The sequence below is a fragment of the Curtobacterium sp. UNCCL17 genome, assembly GCF_000686685.1.
In the GTDB taxonomy this organism is placed as follows: Bacteria; Actinomycetota; Actinomycetes; order Actinomycetales; family Microbacteriaceae; genus Curtobacterium; species Curtobacterium flaccumfaciens.
The window spans coordinates 452840-476233 of record NZ_JMLI01000017.1; the positions used below are offsets into that span (position 1 = coordinate 452840).

Annotated in this window: 22 protein-coding genes; 14 read left to right on the plus strand and 8 right to left on the minus strand. The window is 72.3% G+C overall.

What is annotated here, in order from left to right; all coding sequences use genetic code 11:
* Nucleotides 1-489 precede the first annotated feature (489 nt).
* Nucleotides 490-1950, plus strand: a complete 1461-nt coding sequence (locus BR70_RS0102235) for an aspartate ammonia-lyase (RefSeq protein WP_035807851.1) — start codon at nt 490-492, stop codon at nt 1948-1950.
* Nucleotides 1951-2051: 101 nt separating this feature from the next.
* Here the strand turns inward: BR70_RS0102235 and BR70_RS19125 are convergent, their stop codons facing one another.
* Nucleotides 2052-3137: a YihY/virulence factor BrkB family protein gene (locus tag BR70_RS19125; protein WP_051596533.1), complete on the minus strand. Its 1086-nt coding sequence runs from the start codon at nt 3135-3137 to the stop codon at nt 2052-2054.
* Between the two features lie 190 nt (nt 3138-3327).
* Complete coding sequence (locus BR70_RS0102245) at nt 3328-4647, minus strand: MFS transporter (RefSeq protein WP_027464741.1); 1320 nt, start codon at nt 4645-4647, stop codon at nt 3328-3330.
* 69 nt (nt 4648-4716) lie between these two features.
* On the opposite strand from BR70_RS0102245, the gene BR70_RS0102250 reads away from it, so the two are divergent.
* The 3 genes from BR70_RS0102250 to BR70_RS0102260 all read left to right on the plus strand — a co-directional run bounded on the left by BR70_RS0102250 (nt 4717) and on the right by BR70_RS0102260 (nt 8246).
* The gene (locus tag BR70_RS0102250; protein ID WP_173035534.1) at nt 4717-5088 is read left to right on the plus strand and encodes an FKBP-type peptidyl-prolyl cis-trans isomerase; all 372 of its coding nucleotides are present in this window, start codon (nt 4717-4719) and stop codon (nt 5086-5088) included.
* On the plus strand, nt 5088-5924 hold the full coding sequence (locus BR70_RS0102255; RefSeq protein ID WP_027464743.1) for an aldo/keto reductase: 837 nt from the start codon (nt 5088-5090) through the stop codon (nt 5922-5924). The genes BR70_RS0102250 and BR70_RS0102255 overlap by 1 nt, the downstream gene beginning before the upstream one ends.
* Before the next feature lie 78 nt (nt 5925-6002).
* Nucleotides 6003-8246, plus strand: a complete 2244-nt coding sequence (locus BR70_RS0102260) for a HelD family protein (protein ID WP_231495616.1) — start codon at nt 6003-6005, stop codon at nt 8244-8246.
* A gap of 150 nt (nt 8247-8396) precedes the next feature.
* Here the strand turns inward: BR70_RS0102260 and BR70_RS19130 are convergent, their stop codons facing one another.
* Genes BR70_RS19130 through BR70_RS19135 form a run of 3 tightly spaced genes read right to left on the minus strand, consistent with a single transcriptional unit; the run spans nt 8397 to nt 10880 of the window.
* The gene (locus BR70_RS19130) at nt 8397-8666 is read right to left on the minus strand and encodes a protealysin inhibitor emfourin (RefSeq protein ID WP_051596534.1); all 270 of its coding nucleotides are present in this window, start codon (nt 8664-8666) and stop codon (nt 8397-8399) included.
* 29 nt (nt 8667-8695) lie between these two features.
* Nucleotides 8696-9745, minus strand: coding sequence for a M4 family metallopeptidase (locus BR70_RS0102270; RefSeq protein WP_027464745.1), 1050 nt, complete (start codon nt 9743-9745; stop codon nt 8696-8698).
* 58 nt (nt 9746-9803) lie between these two features.
* Nucleotides 9804-10880 (minus strand): glycoside hydrolase family 6 protein, encoded by a 1077-nt coding sequence (locus BR70_RS19135; protein ID WP_197019601.1) that lies wholly within the window; start codon nt 10878-10880, stop codon nt 9804-9806.
* A gap of 181 nt (nt 10881-11061) precedes the next feature.
* Here BR70_RS19135 and BR70_RS0102280 point away from each other — a divergent pair, with 181 nt between their 5' ends.
* The 8 genes from BR70_RS0102280 (at nt 11062) to BR70_RS0102315 (ending at nt 16455) form a co-directional block, all read left to right on the plus strand.
* Nucleotides 11062-11511, plus strand: coding sequence for a VanZ family protein (locus BR70_RS0102280; RefSeq protein WP_035807673.1), 450 nt, complete (start codon nt 11062-11064; stop codon nt 11509-11511).
* Between the two features lie 100 nt (nt 11512-11611).
* Nucleotides 11612-11881 carry a 30S ribosomal protein S15 gene (gene rpsO, locus BR70_RS0102285; RefSeq protein WP_017885935.1) on the plus strand — a complete coding sequence of 90 codons (270 nt, stop codon included), beginning with the start codon at nt 11612-11614 and terminating at the stop codon, nt 11879-11881.
* A gap of 357 nt (nt 11882-12238) precedes the next feature.
* On the plus strand, nt 12239-12856 hold the full coding sequence (locus tag BR70_RS19140; RefSeq protein ID WP_035807675.1) for a CE1759 family FMN reductase: 618 nt from the start codon (nt 12239-12241) through the stop codon (nt 12854-12856).
* A gap of 135 nt (nt 12857-12991) precedes the next feature.
* On the plus strand, nt 12992-13357 hold the full coding sequence (locus tag BR70_RS0102295) for a hypothetical protein (RefSeq protein ID WP_155896734.1): 366 nt from the start codon (nt 12992-12994) through the stop codon (nt 13355-13357).
* On the plus strand, nt 13354-14283 hold the full coding sequence (locus BR70_RS0102300) for an FAD:protein FMN transferase (RefSeq protein WP_027464748.1): 930 nt from the start codon (nt 13354-13356) through the stop codon (nt 14281-14283). Before BR70_RS0102295 ends, BR70_RS0102300 begins: the two co-directional genes overlap by 4 nt.
* Nucleotides 14283-14840: a ferric reductase-like transmembrane domain-containing protein gene (locus BR70_RS0102305; RefSeq protein ID WP_035807679.1), complete on the plus strand. Its 558-nt coding sequence runs from the start codon at nt 14283-14285 to the stop codon at nt 14838-14840. The genes BR70_RS0102300 and BR70_RS0102305 overlap by 1 nt, the downstream gene beginning before the upstream one ends.
* Nucleotides 14837-16144 carry an NADH-ubiquinone oxidoreductase-F iron-sulfur binding region domain-containing protein gene (locus BR70_RS0102310; protein ID WP_027464750.1) on the plus strand — a complete coding sequence of 436 codons (1308 nt, stop codon included), beginning with the start codon at nt 14837-14839 and terminating at the stop codon, nt 16142-16144. The genes BR70_RS0102305 and BR70_RS0102310 overlap by 4 nt, the downstream gene beginning before the upstream one ends.
* On the plus strand, nt 16141-16455 hold the full coding sequence (locus tag BR70_RS0102315) for a ferredoxin (RefSeq protein WP_231495617.1): 315 nt from the start codon (nt 16141-16143) through the stop codon (nt 16453-16455). The genes BR70_RS0102310 and BR70_RS0102315 overlap by 4 nt, the downstream gene beginning before the upstream one ends.
* A gap of 34 nt (nt 16456-16489) precedes the next feature.
* Here BR70_RS0102315 and BR70_RS0102320 read toward each other — a convergent pair whose 3' ends face one another.
* A complete protein-coding gene (locus BR70_RS0102320) occupies nt 16490-17707 on the minus strand; it encodes a coiled-coil domain-containing protein (RefSeq protein ID WP_035807681.1) in 1218 nt (405 codons plus the stop codon).
* Between the two features lie 281 nt (nt 17708-17988).
* Here BR70_RS0102320 and BR70_RS0102325 point away from each other — a divergent pair, with 281 nt between their 5' ends.
* Entirely contained in the window at nt 17989-20268 is a 2280-nt protein-coding gene (locus tag BR70_RS0102325) for a polyribonucleotide nucleotidyltransferase (RefSeq protein WP_017885932.1), read from the plus strand.
* Nucleotides 20269-20451: 183 nt separating this feature from the next.
* Here BR70_RS0102325 and BR70_RS0102330 read toward each other — a convergent pair whose 3' ends face one another.
* Together BR70_RS0102330 and BR70_RS0102335 are read right to left on the minus strand one after the other, a co-directional pair.
* Nucleotides 20452-20985 carry a YbhB/YbcL family Raf kinase inhibitor-like protein gene (locus BR70_RS0102330; RefSeq protein WP_027464753.1) on the minus strand — a complete coding sequence of 178 codons (534 nt, stop codon included), beginning with the start codon at nt 20983-20985 and terminating at the stop codon, nt 20452-20454.
* Nucleotides 20986-21155: 170 nt separating this feature from the next.
* Nucleotides 21156-21803 (minus strand): TetR/AcrR family transcriptional regulator, encoded by a 648-nt coding sequence (locus BR70_RS0102335; RefSeq protein WP_027464754.1) that lies wholly within the window; start codon nt 21801-21803, stop codon nt 21156-21158.
* A 251-nt stretch (nt 21804-22054) separates the two neighbouring features.
* On the opposite strand from BR70_RS0102335, the gene BR70_RS0102340 reads away from it, so the two are divergent.
* Nucleotides 22055-23389: a M16 family metallopeptidase gene (locus BR70_RS0102340; protein WP_035807683.1), complete on the plus strand. Its 1335-nt coding sequence runs from the start codon at nt 22055-22057 to the stop codon at nt 23387-23389.
* Nucleotides 23390-23394 lie beyond the last annotated feature (5 nt).

Genomic DNA, 23394 nt, shown 5'->3' on the forward strand with positions numbered 1-23394 from the left:
CGCGTTCTTGGTGAGCAGAAGATGTCGGGTCGCCGTCTGGGACCCGACACCTTCTGCTCACGAAGTGCGAGCGAGGGCGTCCGGGCGTGCCCGCGGGTCGGACGGGAGGCCCGTGGCGGCCTGGCGCCGCGCCTCCGGGCCGTCGCGTGGCGAGCGGGCGGAATACCGGCGTGCGTTGCCGAGGCGACCACGCCATTTCGCCCGCTCGCGCGGGCGGCGCGTTCTTGGTGAGCAGAAGATGTCGGGTCGCCGTCTGGGACCCGACATCTTCTGCTCACGAAGCGACGGGAGGCCCGTGGCGGCCGGGCACCGCGCCTCCAGGCCGGCGGCTGGCGAGCGGGCGAAATGCCGGCGTGCGTTGCCGAGGCGACCGCGGCATTTCGCCCGCTCGCCACGGAACGCGCCGGTCCCACCAGCCCCGGCGCGTTCCCGGACCGGCCGGACGGACGGGACTAGCCTCGACGTGTGACCGGCAACGAGGAGGCACCTGTGACGACGACGACGCGGACCGAGAGCGACTCGCTGGGATCACGGGAGGTCCCGAACGACGCGTACTGGGGCGTCAACACGTTGCGGGCGCTCGAGAACTTCCCGATCACCTCCGTCCCGATCGCCGTGTACCCGGACCTCATCGAGGCGCTCGTCACCGTGAAGCAGGCGGCGGCGCGGGCGAACCGGGCGATCGGTGTCCTCGACGAGGAGCGCGCCGATGCGATCGACCGCGCGGCGCAGGAGGTCCGCGACGGGGCGCTCCGCGAGCAGTTCGTCGTCGACGTCGTGCAGGGCGGCGCCGGGACGAGCACGAACATGAACACGAACGAGGTGCTCGCGAACCGGGCCCTCGAACTCCTCGGGCGTGAGCGGGGCGACTACGCCTACCTGCACCCGATCGACCACGTGAACCGCAGCCAGTCGACGAACGACACGTACCCGACGAGCATCAAGATCGCGATGATCTTCGGGGTCCGTCGTCTGATCGTGCAGCTCGAAGAACTGTCGGCGGCGTTCGCCGAACGGGGCCGCGCCTTCGCCGACGTGCTGAAGGTGGGCCGGACGCAGCTGCAGGACGCCGTGCCGATGACCCTCGGGCAGGAGTTCACCGGGTTCTCGCACACGATCCAGGAGGACGCGGACCTGCTCCGCAAGGTGATGCCGCTGCTCGCCGAGATGAACCTCGGCGCCACGGCGATCGGCACCGGGATCACCGCGGACCCGCTCTACCGCGACGAAGTCCGTCGACAGCTGCAGGAGGCGAGCGGCATCGACGTCGTCACCGCCCCCGACCTCATCGAGGCGACGAGTGACGCCGGTGCGTTCATGACCCTGTCCGGCACCGTGAAGCGCAGCGCCGCGAAGCTCTCGAAGATCTGCAACGACCTGCGGCTGCTGTCGTCCGGTCCGCAGGCGGGCCTCGGCGAGATCACGTTGCCCGCTCGCCAGGCCGGCTCGTCGATCATGCCGGGCAAGGTCAACCCGGTGATCCCCGAGGTCGTGAACCAGATCGCCTACGCGGTCGCCGGGGCCGACACCACCGTGACGATGGCGGCGGAGAGCGGGCAGCTGCAGCTCAACGCCTTCGAGCCGATCATCGCCCACTCGATCCTGCAGTCGCTGCAGTGGATGTCCCGCGGCTGCGCGACCCTGCGCGAGCACTGCGTCGTCGGCATCGAGGCGAACGAGGCGAAGCTCGCGGCCCAGGTCGACACGAACGTCGGCGTCGTCACCGCGCTCACGCCGTACATCGGGTACGCGGCGGCTGCGTCGATCGCGCACACGGCGCTGACCACCTCGACGCCGATCTCGACGCTCGTGGTGGCCGCGGGGCTGATGGAGGAGGACCAGGTCATGCGGGTGCTCAGCCCGGCACGGCTGTCGGGCATCGAGCTGGCGACGGGTGCGATCCCGATCATCACCGAGGAGATGCTGGACGCCGAGGCGCGCAAGCGCTGACGCGGGGCGTCCGTGCCGACAAGCACGCGCGCACGCACGCACGCACGCCCGCGCACGAACGCCCGCGCGCGCGCCCGCGCGCGCGCGCCCGCACGCACCCGTCAGGGCAGCGGCCGCTCGCCCACCCGCACCTGCTGCGCCATCGCCCGCAGGTGCTCCTCGCCCGGGGTCAGCTCGGCGTCCTCTTCCTCGGCCACCCGCGCTGCCTCGGCCCGCACGTGCTGCGCAGCCGCGATGTCCTGGTCCCGCCAGCGCGCGAGCGTGAAGTTCCGCGTGACGTCCCGCAGCGGCAGCCGGATCGACTCGTCCGCCTCGATGCCGGCGAGCAGCTGCCGCATGCGGATCACCTCGGAGTCGAGCTCCCCGCCGACCACGAGCACGAAGTTCGAGATGTACAGGTACACGAGCAGCAGGATCGCGCCACCGAGCCACCCGTAGGCGCGGTTGCCGCCGCCCAGGGTCTCCACGTAGAGCGCGAACCCCACCGTGGCGATGGCCCAGGTCACGATCGCGAACGCGGCACCGGCCGACACCCACCGCAGCTGCGGGGTCTTCACGTTCGGCGTCGCGTAGTAGAGCACCGCCACCATCACGACGAGGTCGGCCGCGAGCACCGGCCACTTGACCACGTTCCACACGTCGTCGATCCAGGGCGCCCACCCGAGCTGTCGGATGACGGCCTCGGAGATCGTCGGTGTGCCGAGCAGGATGACGATGGCGACGGCACCGCCGACCATGACGAGCAGCGTGACGAGGAGCATCATGCTGCGGAACTTCCAGATCCGCCGGCCCTCCTCGACCTCGTAAGCGGTGTTCATCGCCCGCCCGAACGCCGTCGCGTAGCCGGACAGTGACCAGAGCGTCAGCACGACGCCGATCGTGAACCCGAGCCACGGGTTGTCCAGGGTCAGCAGCTGCCGGAGCGGCCCCTCGAGGTGCTCGGCGGTCTCCGGCCGGACGATGAACCCGAGGACCTCGACGATGTCGGTCAGGCTGTCGCCCTTGCGGTCGACGATGGACAGCGCCGACACGACCGCCAGCGCGGTCGGGAACACCGTCAGCAGCGCGAAGAACGTCAGCGACGCGGCCGCGTCGACGACTCGGTGCCGGATGACGGAGTGGTAGGTGCGCCGGACGACGGCGCGGACTCCGGTCCGCTGGAGGTCGCGCGATGCGCTGTCCGGCATGTGTCGTACGGTACCCGACACGTGCGGTCCTGGAGGCCCGTGGCGGCGCCGCCACGGGCCTCCCGACTGCCTGTTGGTCGCGCTGGTGCGCCGGCAAGGCACCGGTGTTCACGCTCCGCACCGCGGAACGCGGGTGTTCCACGCGCGAACACCGGTGTTTTGCAGCCCCGACCCCGACGGCCGCCCGCGGTCAGTTGGCGTGGGGGTGCAGGGCGTCGTAGCGGCGGAACGACGGGACCATCCGGAGGAGCAGCGCGACGAGGCCGATGATGAGCACGCCGCCGATGACCGGCGGGTACGCGATGCCGGCCGCGACGACCAGGCCGGCGTACAGGTCGCCGAGCCGCGGGCCCCCTGTGACGACGACGATGAAGATGCCCTGCAGCCGACCGCGCATGCCGTCCGGCGACGCCGCCTGCAGGATCGTGTTCCGGAACACCGAGCTGACGTTGTCCGCGCCGCCGGCCATCGCCAGGAACAGCGCCGCGAGCCCGAGGGCGGGCAGGATCTCGACGCCGAACGCCTCGCCCGAGCGGCCGCCGAGCACGTGCGCCAGCGCGATGACCACACCGAACGCCGCGATCGCCCCGCCGTACGCCGTGATGGCCCAGCCGACGGCCTCACCCTGGCGTCGGACGTGCCCGAGCGGCCCGGAGAACACGCTCGACAGCAGCGCCCCGATCGCGTACGCGGCGGTCAGGGTACCGACGGTGATCGACCCACCGCCGATGACGAGCGCGCCGATCGCGGGGAACAGCACACGCGGCTGCCCGAAGGTCATCGCGATGATGTCGAGCACGAACGTCATCGTGATGTTGCGCGACCGCCGCAGGAACTTCGCGCCCTCGATGAGCGAGCCGAGCCCGGGCCGCAGTGCGTCGTGGTCGGCGGCCATCCGGGGCAGCGTGAACACCCCGAGGAACGCGAACGTGAACAGCACGACGTCGATCGTGTAGGTCGGCGCGAACCCGACGCTCGCGATGAGCACGCCGGCGATCGCCGGACCCACGGTGACCTGGAACCCGGACGCGATCCCGCCCAGGGCGCTCGCCGCGGGCAGCAGGTCGGTACCGACGAGCCGCGGGACGATGGCCGAGCGGGAGGCGTTGCTGACGGTGGCGGCCACGGCGTTGACCGTCGCGAGCAGGTAAAGCAGTGCGACGCTGTGCAGGTCGAGCCAGGCGTGCGTGGCGATCAGGGCGACGGCGACCCACGCGATGATCGACGACACGAGCGCGACGAGCCGTCGGTCGAAGGCGTCCGCGAGCATGCCGCCGTACAGGCCGGCGACGATCATCGGCACGAGCGCGATGACACCCACCAGGGCCACGGCGAAGGTCGATCGGGTGATCTCGTAGACCTCGAGCCCGACGGCGACGGTGGTCATCTGGGTGCCGATGCCGGCGATCGCGGTGCCGGCCCAGAGCCGGGCGAAGGCGGGGGAGCGACGGAGCGGGGTGAGGTCGGCGAGCAGGCGGCGGCGCGGCGGTGCGGGAGTCGATGGTGTCACGGTGGAACCATTCTGCGGGCTGGACGCTCGTTGCGCGTGCCCGGTGCGCGCTCTGGTTGACTGATCGGCATGACTGACCTGAACAGCAAGCCCGAGTTCGACGCCCCCGAGGGCCCCGCCCCCACCGAGCTCGTCATCACCGACATCGTCGAGGGCTCCGGCGAGGAAGCGTCCGCCGGCTCCACCGTCAAGGTCCACTACGCCGGGGTCGAGTACGAGACCGGCGAGGAGTTCGACAGCTCCTGGAACCGCGGCGAGCCCATCGACTTCCCGCTCGCGGCCCTGGTGCGCGGCTGGCAGGAGGGCATCCCCGGCATGAAGGTCGGCGGTCGCCGCAAGCTCGTCGTCCCGCCGGAGCTCGCCTACGGCCCCGCCGGTGGCGGCCACTTCCTGTCCGGCAAGACCCTCATCTTCGTGATCGACCTGCTCGGGGTCCGCTGATGCAGGTCGGTGCCCCGACGATCGAGCTGAACGACGGCCACCGGTTCCCGGAGCTCGGCCTCGGCACCTACGGCCTGAACGGCGACGAGGGCGCTGCGGCGGTCGGCACCGCGATCGCGAGCGGCTACCGGCTGCTCGACACGGCGCTGAACTACGGCAACGAGGACGCCGTCGGCAAGGCCGTCCGCGAGTCCGAGGTGGCGCGCGAGGACCTCGTGGTCACGTCGAAGCTGCCCGGTCGGCACCACGGCTACGACGAGGCGCACCGCTCGATCGACGAGACCCTCGGCAACCTGGGGCTCGACCACGTCGACCTGTACCTGATCCACTGGCCGAACCCGTCGGTGGACAAGTTCGTCGACACCTGGAAGGCGTTCGTCGACCTCCGCGACAGCGGCAAGGTCCGCTCGATCGGCGTCTCGAACTTCACGCCGGAGCACCTCCGCCGCATCGTCGACGCCACCGGGGTCGCCCCGGCCGTCAACCAGGTGGAGCTGCACCCGTACTTCCCCCAGGCGGAACTGCGGAAGGTGCACCAGGAGCTCGGCATCGTGACCGAGAGCTGGAGCCCGCTCGCGAAGCGGTCGGAACTGCTCACCGAGCAGCCGATCGTGGACGCCGCCGCGGCGCACGGTGTGGCCCCCGGCCAGGTCGTGCTGCGCTGGCACGTCCAGCTCGGTGCCGTGCCGGTGCCGAAGTCGGGCGACGCCGCCCGCCAGAAGGAGAACCTCGACGTCTTCGGCTTCGAGCTGACCGACGATGAGGTGCAGGCGATCTCCGCGCTCGAGCGCGGTCGTCTGTGGGACGGCGACCCGGACACGCACGAAGAGATGTGACTCCGACGCGACCCTTCGGGGACAGCGGGGCTCCCGGTGGGCAGTACACTGGTTCCCCCTCTTCCCGAAGGGTTGCGTGTGTCCGAACCGACCGAGATCGACCGTGAACGCGGCTACGTCGACGGCCTCTTCCGTCGTCTCGACGAGCTGACCGCCGAGGCCGAGCAGCGCCTCGCCGAGACCCGCCGACAGGCGGTCGGCGGGAACCACCAGAGCCGCAGCGAGCGCGATGCGTACGCGCGGCTCTACGAGGACACCGTCGCGACGCTCGAGCGGGTGGGGGACCGTCTGGTCTTCGGCCGGCTCGAGGTCGCCGAGCCCGACAACCCCGACGACACCTTCCGCTACATCGGCCGGGTGGGGCTGCGCGACGCCGAGCACCGGCCGCTGCTGCTCGACTGGCGCGTCCCTGGTGCCAGTGCCTTCTACCAAGCCACCGCCGCGCACCCGATGGGCATGCGGTCCCGTCGGCACCTGTCCCTGCAGGGCCGTCGCGTGGTCGGCGTCGAGGACGAGGTGTTCGACGCCTCGCTCTACGACGACGAGCGCACCCACCTGCAGGGCGAGGGGGCGCTGCTCGCCGCGGTCACGGCCGAACGCACCGGCCGGATGACCGACATCGTCGCGACGATCCAGGGCGAGCAGGACCGCATCATCCGCTCCCCGCTCGAGGGCGTGCTCATCGTGCAGGGCGGCCCCGGCACCGGCAAGACCGCCGTGGCGCTGCACCGGGCCGCCTACCTGCTCTACTCGTACCGCGAGCGGCTGCGGGGCTCCGGCGTGCTCATGGTCGGTCCGTCCCCGGCGTTCCTGACGTACATCGAGCAGGTGCTCCCGTCGCTCGGCGAGACCGGTGTCGTGATGGCGTCGCTCGGCTCGCTCTACCCGGGCGTGCACGCGACGACGCACGACTCCCGCGACGTCGCCGCCGTGAAGGGCGCAGCGCAGATGGCGTCACTCCTTCGGCGGGCCGTGCGCTCGCGCCAGGTCGTGCCGACCGAGTCGGTCACGCTCGACGTCGAGGGCGAGCGGCTCGTCGTCCCGCCGCAGCTCGTCGCCGACGCCATGAAGCGTGCGCAGGACCGCGGCAAGCCGCACAACGCCGCCCGCGTCACGTTCAACAAGACCGCCCTCGACGCGATGACCCGCCTGCTCGCCGAGCAGCTGCGGGAACGCGGCACCACGGTGGACGAGGCCGACGAGAAGGTCCTGCGCGAGGACATCCGGAGTTCGTACGACGCCCGCGTGCTGCTCAACACCGCGTGGCTGCCGCTGCCGCCGGAGAAGTTCCTCGAGGACCTCTACGCCCGGCCGAACTGGCTCGCCTCGCTCACCCCCGACTGGACCCCGGAGCGCCGAGCCCTGCTGCAGCGCGCCCGAGGCGCAGCCTGGACCGTCGAGGACGTCCCCCTGCTCGACGAGGCCGCCGAACTGCTCGGCCCGTTCGACCCGACCGGCGGCGCCGCCAAGCGCGCGGCGAAGGCCAGCCGGAACCGCGACATCGAGAACGCCCGCCAGGCCATCGAGAACATGGGTGTCGAGGGCATCGTCAGCGCCGAGCAGGTCGCCGGCTCGTTCGCCGAGGGCGGCGACCCCCGCTCCACGGCCGAGCGCGCCGCCGACGACCGCGAGTGGACCTACGGGCACATCGTCGTCGACGAGGCGCAGGAGCTCTCGCCGATGCAGTGGCGCGTGCTCGCCCGCCGCAACCCGCTGCGCTCGTTCACGATCGTCGGCGACATGGCGCAGGGTTCCTCGCCGGGTGCCGCACGCACCTGGGACGACGTCATCGGGGCGCTCGCGCGTCGCCGACGCGGCCGTGCGCCGCAGGTGCCGCTCGACCACCGCATCGAGCAGCTCACGGTGAACTACCGCACCCCGCGCTCCATCGTCGAGGCCGCCGGGGCCTTCGCGGACAGCGCCGGCCTCACCGTCACCCGCAACGAGGCCGTGCGCGACGGCGACCCGGTCGAGCGTGTCCGCGTCGCCCGGGCCGACCTGCTCGACACCGTCGTGGCGGTCGCCGACGCCGAGCGTGCCCGGATCGGCTCCGGCACCATCGGCGTGATCGTCCCCGAGTCCCAGGTCGACACGATCCGGCAGCGGCTCGCCCGCACCGAGGCGGACGTCCGGGGACTCGCCTCGCCGAACGCCGGCTCGCTCACGGTGCTGACGGGTGCGGACGCCAAGGGCCTGGAGTTCGACGGTGTGCTGCTCGTCGACCCGGACGGCGTGGGCGCCGACGCCGCCCGTGCCGCGGCCGCGGTGTACGTCGCGATGACGCGTCCGACCCGTCGCCTGACGGTCATCGACGTCGACTGACGGTGGTGCGCGCGTCCCCGCGCGCTTCGTGAGCAGGAACGGTCGGCTCCGGCGGTCCCACGCGACCGTTCCTGCGCACGATCGGTGGGTGGTGGCGTCACAGCGGGGCGGACGGGAGGCCCGGTGCGGGCCCGCCACGGGCCTCCCGGCTCAGGTCGGGTCGCCCTCGGAGCGCACACGCGCGACCAGGTCGGCCCACGGACCGTCGAGGCGGCGACCCGGGATCGTCACGGTGGTGCGCTCGACGGTGATCGTCCAGCTGAAGTCGTCGGGGACGGGCGCTGCCGTCGGCGCCGGGGTGCGCTGCAGCGCATCGACGACCTCGGACCACGCCGTGGGGTCGCTGCTCGTGTCGGTGTCGACCCGCCAGCGCCGTGTGGTGCCGGCGAAGCCCCCGGATCGGCGGACCTCGATGCGCATACCCTCGACGCTACGCCCGGGTGGCGTGGTCAGTCGAGCACGCCCACCCGCTGCCAGGCCTGACGCACCGCGGTCTGCTCGGCGGAGCCGTCCCCGAACCGCCGCCCGGCGACGTCGACGGTGACGGTGGCGAAGCCCGCGAAGTCGATCGAGGCGGTCACCTCGGGCGACGTCAGGGCGTCCCACCAGACGGCACCGGCGCCCAGCCACGCGGGGCCGCCGATCGCCGTGGCCGCCAGGAAGAACGCGTGGTTCGGGATGCCGGAGTTCGTGTGGACCCCGCCGGCGTCGTCCGTGGTGTCGACGAACCCGGCCATGGTCGCCGGTTGCGGGTCCTTCCCGAGCACCGGGTCGTCGTACGCGGTGCCGGGTGCTCGCATCGACCGGAGCGCGTCGCCCTGCACGGCGTCGGTGAACAGCCCCTCGCCGATGAGCCAACTCGCCTGCTCCGCCGTCTGCCCCGCCGCGTACTGGGCGACCAGGGAGCCGAAGACGTCGCTGATCGACTCGTTGAGGGCGCCCGACTGGCCCTGGTAGGTCAGGTCGGCGGTGTACTGCGTGACGCCGTGCGCGAGCTCGTGGCCGATGACGTCGAGCGCGACGGTGAAGCGGCGGAACACCTCGTCGTCGCCGTCGCCGAACACCATCCGGTTGCCGTCCCAGTAGGCGTTGTCGTAGTCCTTGCCATAGTGCACGGTCGCGTCGAGGGGGAGCCCGGCGCCGTCGATCGACACCCGGTCGAACACCTCGAGCCAGAAGGTGTGCGTGGCGCCGAGGCCCGCGTACGCCTCGTCGACCGCGGCGTCACCGGAGTCGGCGTCGCCCTCGCGCCGGACGACGGTGCCGGGCAGCGTCGTGGTGCCGTGCGCGTCGGTGATCGTCCGCTGCGGGGAGCGGTCGACGGTGCCGCTGACGCCGCGCGGCGCGACCAGGTGCTCGTGCTTCGGCGCCCGCACGGCGTCGAGCGAGGCCAGTGCGGTGCGTGCCGCCGAGGCTGCCCGTGGGAACGCATCGGCGTCGGCGACGGCGCGGAGCAGATAGGGCGGGACGACGGAGCGGATGCGGTCGGTCGCGGTCATACGCACATGCAACCACCGGGCACCGACACGGCCCTGCGCGGGCTGTCTCGTGCCGTGGTCAGTTGCGCTTGCGGTGCTCGACGAGGGCCAGCGCGTACGACTCCCACCACTGGCCGGCCGCGGGGCCGCCGTTGCAGGTGCCGTCGCTGAGCCCCGGCGTCTTCACCCAGAGCAGGGCATCGAGCCGGGTGCTGCCGCCGGTGACGTGCGGCTCCTGGCCGAGGCCGGCGCCCTCGGGGTTGCACCAGGTTCCCCGCCACCCCTGCCCGTTCCGGGAGACGTCGATGACGAAGTGCGGGTCGCCGCCGATCGCGTCGGCGAGCTCGTCGGCGTACGCGCGCTCCTGGTCGACGCGGTAGAAGTTCGACACGTTCGTGAAGAACCCCTGCACCTCGTCGACGCCGGCCTGCCGCAGCCAGTCCGCCATGGTGGCGGTCGGCACACGGTTCTCGTTGCCGCCGTCCAGGTACACGGTGAGCCCGTGGCCGGTCAGCGCGTCGACGGCCTTCCGCAGCAGGGGCAGGCGTTCGTCGCGCAGCCGCTCGCAGTTCTGGATCTGGGCGATCGAGTCGGGTTCGACGAGCACGACGGCGTGCGAACCGGCCATCGCACGGACGGCCGACCGGACCCACGGCAGGTAGGCGTCGTCCGCGGTGCCGCCCTTCGAGTAGCTGCCGCAGTCGCGGTCGGGGATGCTGTAGAGGACGAACACGGGGGTGCCGCCACGCTTCTTCGCCGTGCTGACGACCGACCGGATCGTCGAGCGGGTCTCGGCCCGCGAGGTGTTCGTCAGCCAGGTCGCGATCGGCTGGTCGGCGATCACGGCGATCTGCTCGGCGGTCGCGGCGTCGCCGGCGGCCCGTGCCTGTCGCTCGCGGATGCCGGCTTGGTTCACGGCGGTCGGCTGGCGCGCGAGCCCGCCCGGGAACGCCTCGGCGGCGGACTTCCGCTCGGCGACGGTGCGCCCGCTCGGGGTGCCGTCGCCGTCCGGCTGGCCGCCGTTCCACGGGCCGACGACCACGAGCGTCGTGACGACCGCGGCGACGACGACGGCGGCGACGGCGATCCACCCCCACTGCCGCGGGCCGCCGGTGCGGCTGCGGCGTGGGGTGCTGGGTGCCTCGTGCTCCGGCATGCTGCGGTGCTCCTGATCTGCCCGTGCGGTGTCGGTGGTGTGGGCACCGATCGCGCCCCGACCCATGCTGGCAGGTGCGGGGGAGTCCTGACCAGCGCCGAGCCCGATCCCCCAGGAGTCGTACCGCCGCCTGACAGGAGCGCTCCAGCGACCGGCCAGGACCGTGCCGCACACTGTCCGGATGTTCCGTCGACTCCTCCTCCTCGCCCTGACCGCGGGCTACGCCTGGGTGATCTGGCGGATGACGCTGACCCCGCAGGTCTTCACCTCGGCCCAGAACTCGCTCGTGCTGCACGCGATCGCCTGGGTGCAGCAGCTGCCGCACGGTGCGTGGTTCACGTACGAGCGCACCGAGTTCCTCGCCAACATCGCCATGTTCGTGCCGGTGGGGGTGCTCGCGGCGCTGTGGCTGCCCCGGCGCTGGTGGATCCTCGGCGCGCTCGTCGCGGTCGCGCTGTCCACGGGCATCGAGTTCGCGCAGGCCACCTACCTGCCGTACCGCGTCGCGGACCCGCGCGACGTGCTGTCGAACGGCCTCGGCGGGCTGCTCGGCGCGACGCTGGTCGGACTCGTCCGCAGTCTGCTGCCGGAGCGTCGCCGCCGACGCCGTCTGCACCCCAGGACCGCCTAGGACTCTGGTAGTCTTGTGCGGTTGCCGTCGAACGGCCGCGGACAAAGAGCGCTCGTGCATCAGGCACGGGCACCGCGCAACGGACAGGAAGGGGATCACCATGGCACTTGACGCACAGGTCAAGCAGGAGATCATCGAAGAGTACGCGACCCACCCGGGCGACACCGGATCCCCCGAGGTCCAGGTCGCCGTTCTGACGCGTCGTATCAACGACCTGAACGAGCACCTCAAGGAGCACAAGCACGACCACCACTCGCGTCGTGGCCTGCTCCTCATGGTCGGTCAGCGTCGCCGTCTCCTCGGCTACCTCTCCGACGTCGACATCGCCCGCTACCGCACGCTCATCGAGCGTCTCGGCCTGCGTCGCTAGTCGACCGACACACGCTTGACCGAACGCCCCGGACCTCTTCGTGAGGACCGGGGCGTTCGTCGTTCCCGGGGCGTTCGACGCTCGGCGGGCCCGGTTCAGTCCGCGCTCCGGCCTCGGTCGGTCGCGAGGTCGGTCGCGAGGCCGGTCGCGAGGCTGGTCACGACACGTCGCCCGCGCTCGTCCCGCGGTCACGACTCGTCGGCCAGCGCGGTCCCAGTCGACACTTCGTGACCGCTCCGCAGTCAGCACGCGGGGAGTCGTGACCGATCGGCACGCCGCTCGACGGCGGGAATGGTTGTGGCGGTGACCCGGTTGGATGCTATGTTCATGCAAACGCATCGAAAGTCGGGAAGCATCATGACCACCATCGCCGTCGTCTCCGCCGGACTCTCCGAGCCCAGCTCCACCCGCCTGCTCGCCGACCGTCTGGGCGAGGCCGCCGTGGCGTCGCTCGTCGCCGAGGGCACCCCGGCACACGTCGTGCACGTCGAACTCCGGCCGCTCGCGCACGAGATCACCGACGCGATGCTCACCGGCTTCGCCGCCCCGGCGCTCTCCGCGGCGATGGCCGCCGTGATCGAGGCCGACGCCGTCGTGTTCGTCACCCCGATCTTCACCGCGGGCGTCAGCGGACTGGCGAAGTCGTTCCTAGACGTGCTCGACAAGGACTCGATGGCCGACATGCCCGTCCTGCTCGGGGCCACCGGCGGGACCTCGCGGCACTCGCTCGCGATCGACCACGCCCTGCGGCCCGTCTTCGCGTACCTGCGTGCGGCGATCGTGCCCACCGGGGTCTTCGCTGCGACCGACGACTGGGGGACCGACGGTGACGCGGCCGCCCTGGACGGTCGCATCCGCCGGGCCGGAGCCGACCTGGCCTGGGCGATCCGGGCCTCCAGGCGGGCCCCGCAGGAAGCCGACGCGCTCCCCGCGACCCCGGACTTCGCGAGCCTGCTCGGCGGCCTCGGCCACTGACCGACGGTCCCGCCGCCGTCGCCGGGAGCACGTGCTCTTAGACGGACCACAGGGTTCGTACGGTCGGTGCGCGGCGGGTGCGCGGCTGGCTCATCGGTGCCCTCGGGAACCTCGTCATGACGACGAGGAGCACCGATGGACACCAGAGGCAGCGGCAGGCGATCCGCACGGATCACGAGTGCGCTCGTCAGCGTGGGCGGGCTCGTGGTGGCGATGGTCACCGGTGCGGGGCTCTGGCTCGGGCACGAGCAGGCGAGCACGAGCAGCGACACGAGCACGAGCAGCTCCAGCAGCAGTGACTCGAGCAGCAGCGGTTCGAGCAGCAGTGCCGACACGAGCGACTCGTCGACCCAGCCGACCGACGCCGCGACCGACTCGACGAGCGGCTCCGACTCGTCGATCGGCTCCGGCACGACCGACTCCGGCACGAGCGACTCGGACACCGGCGTCTCGCAGGGCACCACGGGCGGGACCTCCGACACCACGACGACGGGGTCGTGACCGTGCGCGCCGCCACCGAGTGGGACCTCTGGACCACCACCGCCCGGGTCGTCCTCGACCACCGGGACCGTCGGCACCTCGCTGCCGCGGAGTCCTGCGTCCGGCAGGTCACCTCCGCCGTCGACGCCGCGTGCAGCCGCTTCCGCGACGACTCCGAACTCACCGCACGCGCCGACGACATGGTGCGAGGCACCGAGGTGTCGCCGCTCCTCGCCGCACTGGTGCACCAGGCCCTCGACGCAGCCCGGCTCTCCGACGGTGACGTCGACCCCACTCTCGGGCGCCGGATGGTGTCCCTCGGGTACGACGCCGCCTTCGCCGACGCCCGGCCGGTCCCGTCGCCCGAGGCCCTGTCGCGTGCACTCGACGACCGTCCGGCGTGGCAGCGCATCCTGCTGTCGGGCACGTTCCTGCGCATCCCCGAGGGCGTCACCCTCGACCTCGGTGCCACGGCGAAGGCCGCTGCCGCCGACATGGCCGTGGCGAGCATCACCGCACGGCTCGGCATCGGTGCGCTGGTGTCCCTCGGCGGTGACGTCGCGACCGCCGGCCCGGATCCGTCCGGCGGCTGGCAGGTGCGGGTGGAGGACCTCGAGGGTGACCCGGTCGACCACGTCCGGATCGCCTCGGGGTGGTCCGTGGCCACCTCGAGCACGCAGAAGCGCCGCTGGGAGCAGGACGGCGCCGCCCGGCACCACATCCTCGACCCGCGGTGGGGTCTGCCCGCCGAGCCGGTCTGGCGCACGGTGACCGTCGTCGCCCCGTCGTGCACCACCGCCAACACGATGACGACCGCCGCCGTGGTGCGTGGTCGCGCCGCCGCCGAGTGGCTCCGGCAGTGCGGACGCGCCGCCCGGCTCGTCGCCGCCGACGGCACGGTCGTGCGGCTCGGCGGCTGGCCCGACGACCGATCGGCGGTCGCCTGATGGACACCGCGCTCTGGGTGATCGGCCGGGGGACCGGGGTCACCGCCGTCCTGCTCCTCACCCTCACGGTGCTCCTCGGCATCGTCACCAGGGGCGGACGACCGCTGCCCGGACTGCCCCGGTTCGCCGTGCAGCTCGTGCACCGGGACGTCGCCCTCGCCGCCACCGTGTTCGTCGCGGTGCACGTGGGTTCGCTGCTGCTCGACACCGAGGCCGAGCTGCGCCTCCTCGACACGGTCGTGCCGTTCGTCGGCGCCTACCGGTGGTTCTGGCTGGGGCTCGGCACCCTGGCCGTCGACCTGCTCGTCGTGCTCGTCGTCACCGCACTGCTCCGCCGCGCGATCGGCCCGCGGGTCTTCCGCGCAGTGCACTGGGCGGCCTACGCCATGTGGCCGATCGCCCTGGCCCACGCGGTCGGCACGGGGACCGACGGCACCTCCGTGTGGTTCCTCGTACTCGCCGGCGTCTGCACCGCGGCGGTCGTCGTCGCCGTCGTCTGGCGCTGCACCGCCCGTGTCACCGAGTTCCGTTCCGCGAAGCTGGAGGTCGTCCGATGACCCTGACCCACCCCCGCACCGTCGTCCCGCCCACCGGCACCCGACGGCTCCTGGCCGCACCCGGTCCGACGCGCATCGACCACGAGGACACCTTCGGCCCGCTCCCGCAGCTCGGCCCGTGGGCGATCGACGAACTCGGCCGCGCCGGCGTCGACGGCCGCGGCGGAGCCGGGTTCCCGCTCGCCCGGAAGCTCGCCGCCGTGACCGCCCGCGGCCGCCGTCGGGGACGGGGTGCGCCCCTCGTGGTCGCGAACGCCGCCGAGGGGGAACCCGCCAGCCGCAAGGACGTCGTCCTGCTCGAGCGCGCACCGCACCTGGTGCTCGACGGCATCGCCGTCGCGGCCGCCGCGATCGGTGCCTCCGAGGCAGTGCTCGCCACGAGTGACCGACTCGCCGGCCCGGTCCGCCGGGCCCTCGCGGAACGCGCCGACCGCGGCACCGACCGCGGCGGCGACCCCGTGCCGATCAGCCTGCGGGTCCTGCCCCACGCCTCCTTCGTCTCCGGCGAGGCCAGCGCCCTCGCCTCGGCCGTCGCCGGTGGCCGGGGTGTGCCCGAGGACCGCGTGGTGCGGCTCGCCGAACGCGGGCCGAGCGGGCGACCGACCCTGGTGTCGAACGTCGAGACCCTCGCCCAGGCAGCACTCGTCGTGCGCTTCGGGGCGGCGTGGGCGCGGGGTGTCGGCAGCCCGAGTGCCCCCGGCACGCGGCTCGTCACGGTGAGCGACGTGACGGACCCGACCACCGCGGTGGTGCTGGAGACCGCCGGGGGTGCGCCGCTCGGGGAACTGCTGCGGGCCTCCCGGCTGCCCGTGACCGATCCGGCGCAAACGCGCGCCGTACTGGTCGGCGGATGGGGCGGGACGTGGCTGCCGGCCGCGGCCCTCGACACGTCCTTCGACCCCGAGGGACTGGCTCGGTGGGGTGCCGCGCCCGGGGCCGGGGTGCTCGCCGTGCTCGACGACCGGACCTGCCCGATCGCGGTGACGGCCCGGCTGGCGACGGCGCTCGCCGGAGCGTCGGCCGGACGGTGCGGACCCTGCGTGAACGGGCTGCCGCGGATCGCCGACGTCGTCGGGGACCTGGCGTCGGGGCGAGCCGGCGTCGGGAGCGTCGCCTCGGGGCGATCCGCCCGTGACCTGGCGGGCGAGGTGCGTCGGGTCGCCGCGCTGGTGGACGGTCGCGGGGCGTGTCACCACCCGGACGGGGTGGCGCGGATGGTGCGGAGCGCGCTCGACGTGTTCCACGACGACGTGCAGGCGCACCTCGGTGGCCGGTGCCTGCTGGAGCGCGGGGGTGCGCGGTGAGCGCGGGCGTCGGCATGGCTGCGGGTGCGGGTGCGGGCGACGTCGCGCTGCACGTCGACTGGACGCGCTGCCGGGGCCGGGGGTTGTGCACGGAACTGTTCTCCGAACAGCTCGAGCGCGACGAGTGGGGCTACCCGATCGCCCGGGCCGGCGACCCCGGCGACCGCGGTGCCCGGGCCGGCGACCCGGGCGACCCCGGCACCCCCGGTGCCGGCACCCGCGACGTCCCGGTCCGTCCGCACGAGCGGGCCGCTGCGGCCGACGCCGTCGCGATGTGCCCCCTGCAGGCGCTCCGACTGGTGGAGCGGTGAGCAGCCGGAGACCAGCGCCCGGCCGGCCCAGCGCTCAGTACCAGTGCGGGTTGACGCTCATCTCGTGACCCCACGCCCCGCAGGGTGAGCCGTAGGCGCTCTTGATGTACGCGAGTCCCCAGTCGATCTGCGTGTTCGCGTTGGTGCGCCAGTCGGCTCCGGCGACCGCCATCTTCTCGGCCGGCAGCGACTGCGGGATGCCGTAGGCACCGCTCGAGGAGTTGAGGGCGTTCGCCCGCCACCCGGACTCCTGCGTCCAGAGCGACACCAGGCACGAGAACTGGTCGGAGCCCCACCCGTACGACCCGAGCGCGCTCCGTGCGTAGGCCTGTGCGGCCGCGGGGTCCACGGCGACGCCCCCGGTGCTCGGGTAGGACGAGCCGGTGCCGCCGCTGGTCGCGCCGCCGCTGGAAGCGCTGCTGCTGGCGTTCGCGGCGTTCGCGTTCGCCGCCGCCTCGGCCGCCGCCGCTGCGGCCCGCTTGCGCTGCTGCTCCGCCTTCTGCGCGGCGACCCGCTGGCCGAGCTCGTACCCGGCCTCCTGCTTCGCGGTGCTGTCCTTGAGCGACGCGAGCTGCGCGTACAGCTCGTCGCTGTGCTGCTCCGTCGACTCGACGGCGGCGTCCGCCGCCTGTTCCGCCGACTTCGCCGCGGCCGAGCGCTCCTCGGCCGCCTGCGCGCGCGTCGCGCGTTCCGTCTCGGCCCGCTCGGCCTGCTCGTGCAGCGAGGACGCCGTGCCGGCCGCGACGGACGCCTCGTCCATGACACCGGACCAGGTCTCCGACAGCTGGTCGAGCGCGCCGAGCTGGTAGAGCAGCTGGTCCGGGTTCTTCGCGGTCGCGATGCGGGTGGTCATCTGGTTCGTGCTGCCGTCGCGGTACAGGTTCGCGGCCAACTGGCCGGCCCGCTGCTGGGCCCGGTCCGCCGTCTCGCTCGCGTGCTGCGCCTGGGCCTGGAGGCTCGTGGCGGCCTGGGTGGCCGACGCCAACTCCGACTCGGCCGCGTCCGCCTTCGACGAGGCCACCAGGGCGGCCTGTGACTTCGCGGCTGCTTCGTCCTGCGCCGACTGCAGCGCGGCCTGCACCTTCTGCACCTCGGCGCGCTTCGCGGTCTCGTTGCCCTTGGCGCGCTGGACGTCCTGCCACGTGGGGTACTCGGTGGCGTTCGCGGGGGCAGCGGTCAGGGCCGGGGCGACGAGCGCGCCGACGACCACGGCGGCCGCGACGAGCACGCCCCGCGAGGGGGTGAAGCGCATGTCGGCAGGCTACCGATGTTCACCAGGAGTCCAGCGAGCCGCGCCGCCGACAGCCTGAGGACTGGTAAAGTCCATCGTGTCCGAGGACTCATTCCCCGGACGTCACACACAACACTGCGCAGGCCGGGCACGGAGCTGGTCATCGGTGGTGGCTCGCGGGCCGGAACGGTTTCCCGAGTGCTTCTACTGCTGGCCAGACATGCGTCCGGAACGATCGGCGCGCACGCACCATCGAGTGCCGTCGCCACGGCCTGCCGGAAACACATCAAGGAGGCGCCCTTTTGGAGGGTCCCGAGATCAAGTTCGCCGAAGCCGTCATCGACAACGGCAAGTACGGCAAGCGCACCGTCCGGTTCGAGACCGGTCGGCTCGCACAGCAGGCCCAGGGCGCGGTCGCCGCGTACCTGGACGAGGAAACGATGCTCCTCTCGGCCACCAGCGCCGGCAAGCACCCGCGTGAGGGCTTCGACTTCTTCCCGCTGACCGTCGACGTCGAGGAGCGTTCCTACGCCGCCGGCAAGATCCCCGGTTCGTTCTTCCGTCGCGAAGGCCGTCCGTCGACCGAGGCCATCCTCGTCTGCCGTCTCATCGACCGGCCGCTGCGTCCGTCGTTCGTCGACGGCCTCCGCAACGAGGTGCAGATCGTCATCACCGTCCTGAGCATCGCTCCGGACGAGTTCTACGACGCGCTGGCGATCAACGCCGCGTCCGCGTCGACGCAGATCTCCGGTCTGCCGTTCTCCGGCCCGATCGCCGGTGTGCGCCTCGCGCTCATCGGCGACCAGTGGGTCGCGTTCCCGAAGGCCTCGCAGCTCGCGGACGCCGTGTTCGACCTGACCGTCGCCGGTCGTGTCGTCACGGACGAGGCCGGCAACGAGGACGTCGCGATCATGATGGTCGAGGCCGAAGCCACCGAGCACGCCTGGGACCTCATCCAGGGCGGGGCCACCAAGCCCGACGAGGCCATCGTCGCCCAGGGTCTCGAGGCGGCGAAGCCGTTCCTCAAGTCCCTCGTCGACGCGCAGGCCAAGCTCGCCGCGCAGTCGGCCAAGGAGATCCAGGACTTCCCGGTCTTCCCGCCCTACGCGCCCGAGGTCTACTCGGCTGTCGAGGCACTCGCGCTCTCCGAGCTCGGTGACGTCTACAAGATCGCCGCCAAGACCGAGCGTCAGGACGCCGACGACGCGCTCAAGTCGCGCGTCAAGGCCGCCATCGCGGAGCAGGTCACCGCGGGCTCGCTGCCCGAGGTCGCCAACTCGCAGGTCAGCGCCGCCTACAAGTCGGTCACGAAGAAGGTCGTCCGCGGCCGCATCCTGACCGAGCAGATCCGCATGGACGGCCGCGGCCTCGCCGACATCCGTCCGCTCGACGCCGAGGTCGCCGTGATCCCGCGCGTCCACGGTTCGGCGATCTTCCAGCGCGGCGAGACGCAGATCCTCGGCGTCACCACGCTGAACATGCTCAAGATGGAGCAGCAGATCGACTCGCTGTCGCCCGTCACGAAGAAGCGCTACCTGCACCACTACAACTTCCCGCCCTACTCGACCGGTGAGACCGGCCGTGTGGGTTCGCCGAAGCGTCGCGAGATCGGGCACGGCTTCCTCGCCGAGCGCGCCCTCGTGCCGGTGCTGCCGTCGCGCGACGAGTTCCCGTACGCCATCCGTCAGGTCTCCGAGGCGCTCAGCTCCAACGGCTCGACCTCGATGGGTTCCGTCTGCGCCTCGACCCTCTCGCTGCTCAACGCCGGTGTGCCCCTCAAGGCCCCGGTCGCCGGCATCGCGATGGGCTTGGTCTCCGACACCGTCGACGGCCAGACCCGCTACGCGGCCCTGACCGACATCCTCGGCGCGGAAGACGCCCTCGGCGACATGGACTTCAAGGTCGCCGGTACCTCGGAGTTCGTCACCGCGATCCAGCTCGACACCAAGCTCGACGGCATCCCGTCGACGGTGCTCGACGCGGCGCTCAAGCAGGCCAAGGAGGCCCGCTCGGCCATCCTCGGTGTGCTGAACGAGGCCATCGACGCCCCCGACGAGATGGCGGACACCGCTCCTCGCGTCATCTCGGTGCAGATCCCCGTCGACAAGATCGGCGAGCTGATCGGCCCGAAGGGCAAGACGATCAACGGCATCCAGGACACCACCGGGGCCGACATCTCGATCGAGGACAACGGCACCGTCTACATCGGCGCCGTCGACGGTCCGTCGGCCGAGGCCGCTCGTGCCCAGGTCAACGCGATCGCCAACCCGACCAACCCGGAGATCGGGGACCAGTTCCTCGGCACCGTCGTGAAGATCGCCACCTTCGGCGCCTTCGTGTCGCTGCTCCCGGGCCGTGACGGTCTGCTCCACGTCTCCGAGGTGCGCAAGCTCGCCGGTGGCAAGCGTGTCGAGAACGTCGAGGACGTCCTGGGCGTCGGCCAGAAGGTCCTGGTCGAGGTCACCAAGGTGGACGACCGCGGCAAGCTGTCGCTCGCGCCGGTCGTGGCCGACGAGACCGAGGGTGACTCCACCTCGGCCGAGACGGTCCGCGCCCACGCCGAGGACCCGGCCGAGGGCTGATCCTCTTCCGCGTCCTGACTCACGAACGGCCGCCGTCCCTTCCGGGGCGGCGGCCGTTCGCCGTTGCGGGGCGTGTGTGCGTGTTGGCCGCGCGTGCTTTCGCGGTCAGCGACACCTCACGGGCACGGCGCCGCGTGAACTGTCGCTGTGCGCGAAAGACCGCCGCGCCGTGCCACGTGCCGGTCAGGCCGTGGGGGTCTCCTGCGTGCCCATGAGCTGCGCGCGCCCGAGCAGGTGCCCGCGGAGCATGAAGCCCACGACCGCGGGGGTCGCGTCGGCCGGGACCTCGAGCACGGGGACGTCGAGGGCGCTCAGCGTGAAGAAGTAGCGGTGCACACCGTGACCCGCGGGCGGAGCGGCCCCGAGGAACGTGTCCGTGCCGAACTCGTTGCGGCGACGGAGCGCCTCGGCGGGCAGCAGGGCGTCATCGGTACCGGCGCCGGCGCCGGCGGGGAGCGAGGTCGCCGAGCCCGGGATGTCGGTCAGGCTCCAGTGCCAGAAGCCGGAGCCGGTCGGGGCATCGGGGTCGTAGACGGTCAGGACGAAGCTCTTCGTGCCCTCGGGTGCGTCCGACCACTCGAGTGCGGGGGAGCGGTCCTCACCCCCGACATCGGAGCCGCGTGCCGAGGTGGGCAGCTCGCCTCCGTCGGTGAAGTCGGGGCTCGTCAGGGTGAAGGACGGGACGTCGGGCAGGTTCCAGTTGGGGTCGTTGGCCATGCCCCAAGCCAACACCCGGCGGCTCGGGCTGCGCTCGGTGCGCGCGTGGGGCTGTGGGAGTTCGCACGCGACGGCCTGGAGGCACGGTGCGGGCCCGCCACGGGCCTCCCGTCCGATGGCGGTCGCCTCGACCGCCCCGCCGGAGCGACAGCGTCGGCGACAGTCGGGCGTCAGCCCGCGAGCACCCGGTCGACCACGCGGTTGAGCGCAGCGGTGGCGGCGATCGCGTCACCGGCGTACGCGCCGGCCATCGCACCGTCGCGCGCGAGCATGAGCTCGTCGGCACCGTCCCCGGGAAGGGGATGTCCGGCCTCCTGCAGCAGGGTCGCGAGTCGTTCGGTGTACCAGTCGCGGTGCACGGCGACGACCTGGCGGACCGGGTCGCGCGGGTCGTGGTACTCGGCGGCGGCGTGCAGGAACGCACAGCCGCGGAACGCCGGGTCGTTGACCTCGTCGACCAGTGCGGCGACCCACGCACGGACGGCCCGGTCGGGGGAGCCGGCGTCGGCGATCAGCTGCTCCATCCGCTCCTGCACGCGCTCGTGCTGGGTGCGGATGTAGGCGAGGATCAGGTTGTCCTTCGACCCGTAGTGCTTGTAGAACGTCGCTTTCGTGACGCTCGCCTCGGAGATGAGGCGGTCGACGCCGACGCCGTGGATGCCCTCTTCGTAGAAGAGTCGCGTGGCGGTCTCGAGGACACGGACCTTCGCGCCGCCGGAGCGGGGAGTCGGGGGGACGCTCGACCCGTCCGGCGACGCGAGGTTCGTGCTCGGGCCGGGGAGACGCTGGACGGCCGGTTGGGGGGAATCGACCGTCACAGCGTGTACTCCTCGGACTCATCGGCTCCGCGACCGGAGTGGGGGGACTCGGTGGTCGCGCAGGACTGATGTCCCGAGCCGCCGGATCGGAACTTAGGGGGGCTTTCGATCCGGCGTGGCCAACAGTAGCACAAGGAGGACAGACAGACGAGTCGGTCTGTCCACATTTTCTGTACCCCACTTCGAGTGGCACGCGACCGAGACCGGGAAACTGGGCAGGAGGCATCGACGGATCAGTAGGCTCGTCTGCGATGAACCAGCCAGTGCCACTGCCGCTCGGGGCCCCGGACACGTCGTTCCTGACGTCCGGCGGGGCCTTCGTCCGTCGCACCGTGCTGCCCTCGGGTGTCCGTGTGCTGACCGAGGCGGTGCCGGGTGCCGCGTCGACGAGCATCGGGTTCTGGGTCGGCGTCGGTTCGCGTGACGAGCGCGACGGGCAGTTCGGGTCGACCCACTTCCTCGAACACCTGCTCTTCAAGGGCACCGAGACCCGATCGGCGCTCGACATCGCCATCGCGTTCGACTCGGTCGGCGGTGAGCACAACGCTGCGACCGCCAAGGAGTACACCTGCTACTACGCACGGGTCCGGGACACCGACGTCCCGATGGCCGTGAACGTCATCGGTGACATGGTCACCGGCTCGGTGCTCGAACCAGACGCCTTCGCCGTCGAGCGCGGGGTCATCCTCGAGGAACTCGCGATGGCCGCCGACGACCCGGCCGACGTCGCGGGCGAGGCGTTCTTCGCCGCGGCCTTCGGTGGACACCCCCTCGGCCGTCCCATCGGCGGGACCCCGGACAGCATCCGTGCAGTCCAGCGCGACGAGGTGCTGGCTCACTACCGCGAGCACTACGCACCGAACGGCATCGTCGTGACCGCTGCCGGTGCCGTCGACCACGACCGGTTCTGCGAACTCGTCGCCGGTGTCTTCCACGACGCCCCCGACGCCGCGCCGCTGCCGCGCCGCACGCCCGAGACCGTGGCCGACCCGGTCGAGGCGAAGCTGTCCGTGGTGCACCGCCCGACCGAGCAGGTCAGCATGCTCCGCGGCTCGCAGGGCCTCGACCTGCGCGACGACCGCCGTCCCTCGCTCAGCGTCCTGAACGCCGTGCTCGGTGGTGGCATGAGCTCGCGCCTGTTCCAGGAAGTGCGCGAGCGCCGCGGTCTGGCCTACGCGGTGTCGTCGTTCGCCCCCGCGTACCTGGACAACGGCGCCTTCGGTGTCTACGCCGGGTGCGCGCCGGACAACGTCGCCGGAGTCATCGACATCGTCGACGCCGAGTTCCGCCGGATGGTCGACCACGGCATCACCGACGACGAGCTGCGACGCGCCAAGGGCCAGATCGAGGGCGCGCTGACGCTCTCGCTCGAGGACTCCGACGCCCGCATGACCCGGCTCGGCCGTTCCGAGCTCGGCACCGGCGAGTACACCGACCTGTCGACGGCGCTCGAGCGTGTCGACGGTGTCACGACCGACGGCGTGCTCGAACTCGCGCGCGACCTGCTGACCCGGCCGACGATCACCTCGGTCGTCGGTGCCGTGCAGCAGGACGAACTCGCCGCGGCCATCGGGATCGGCAGCTGAGCACG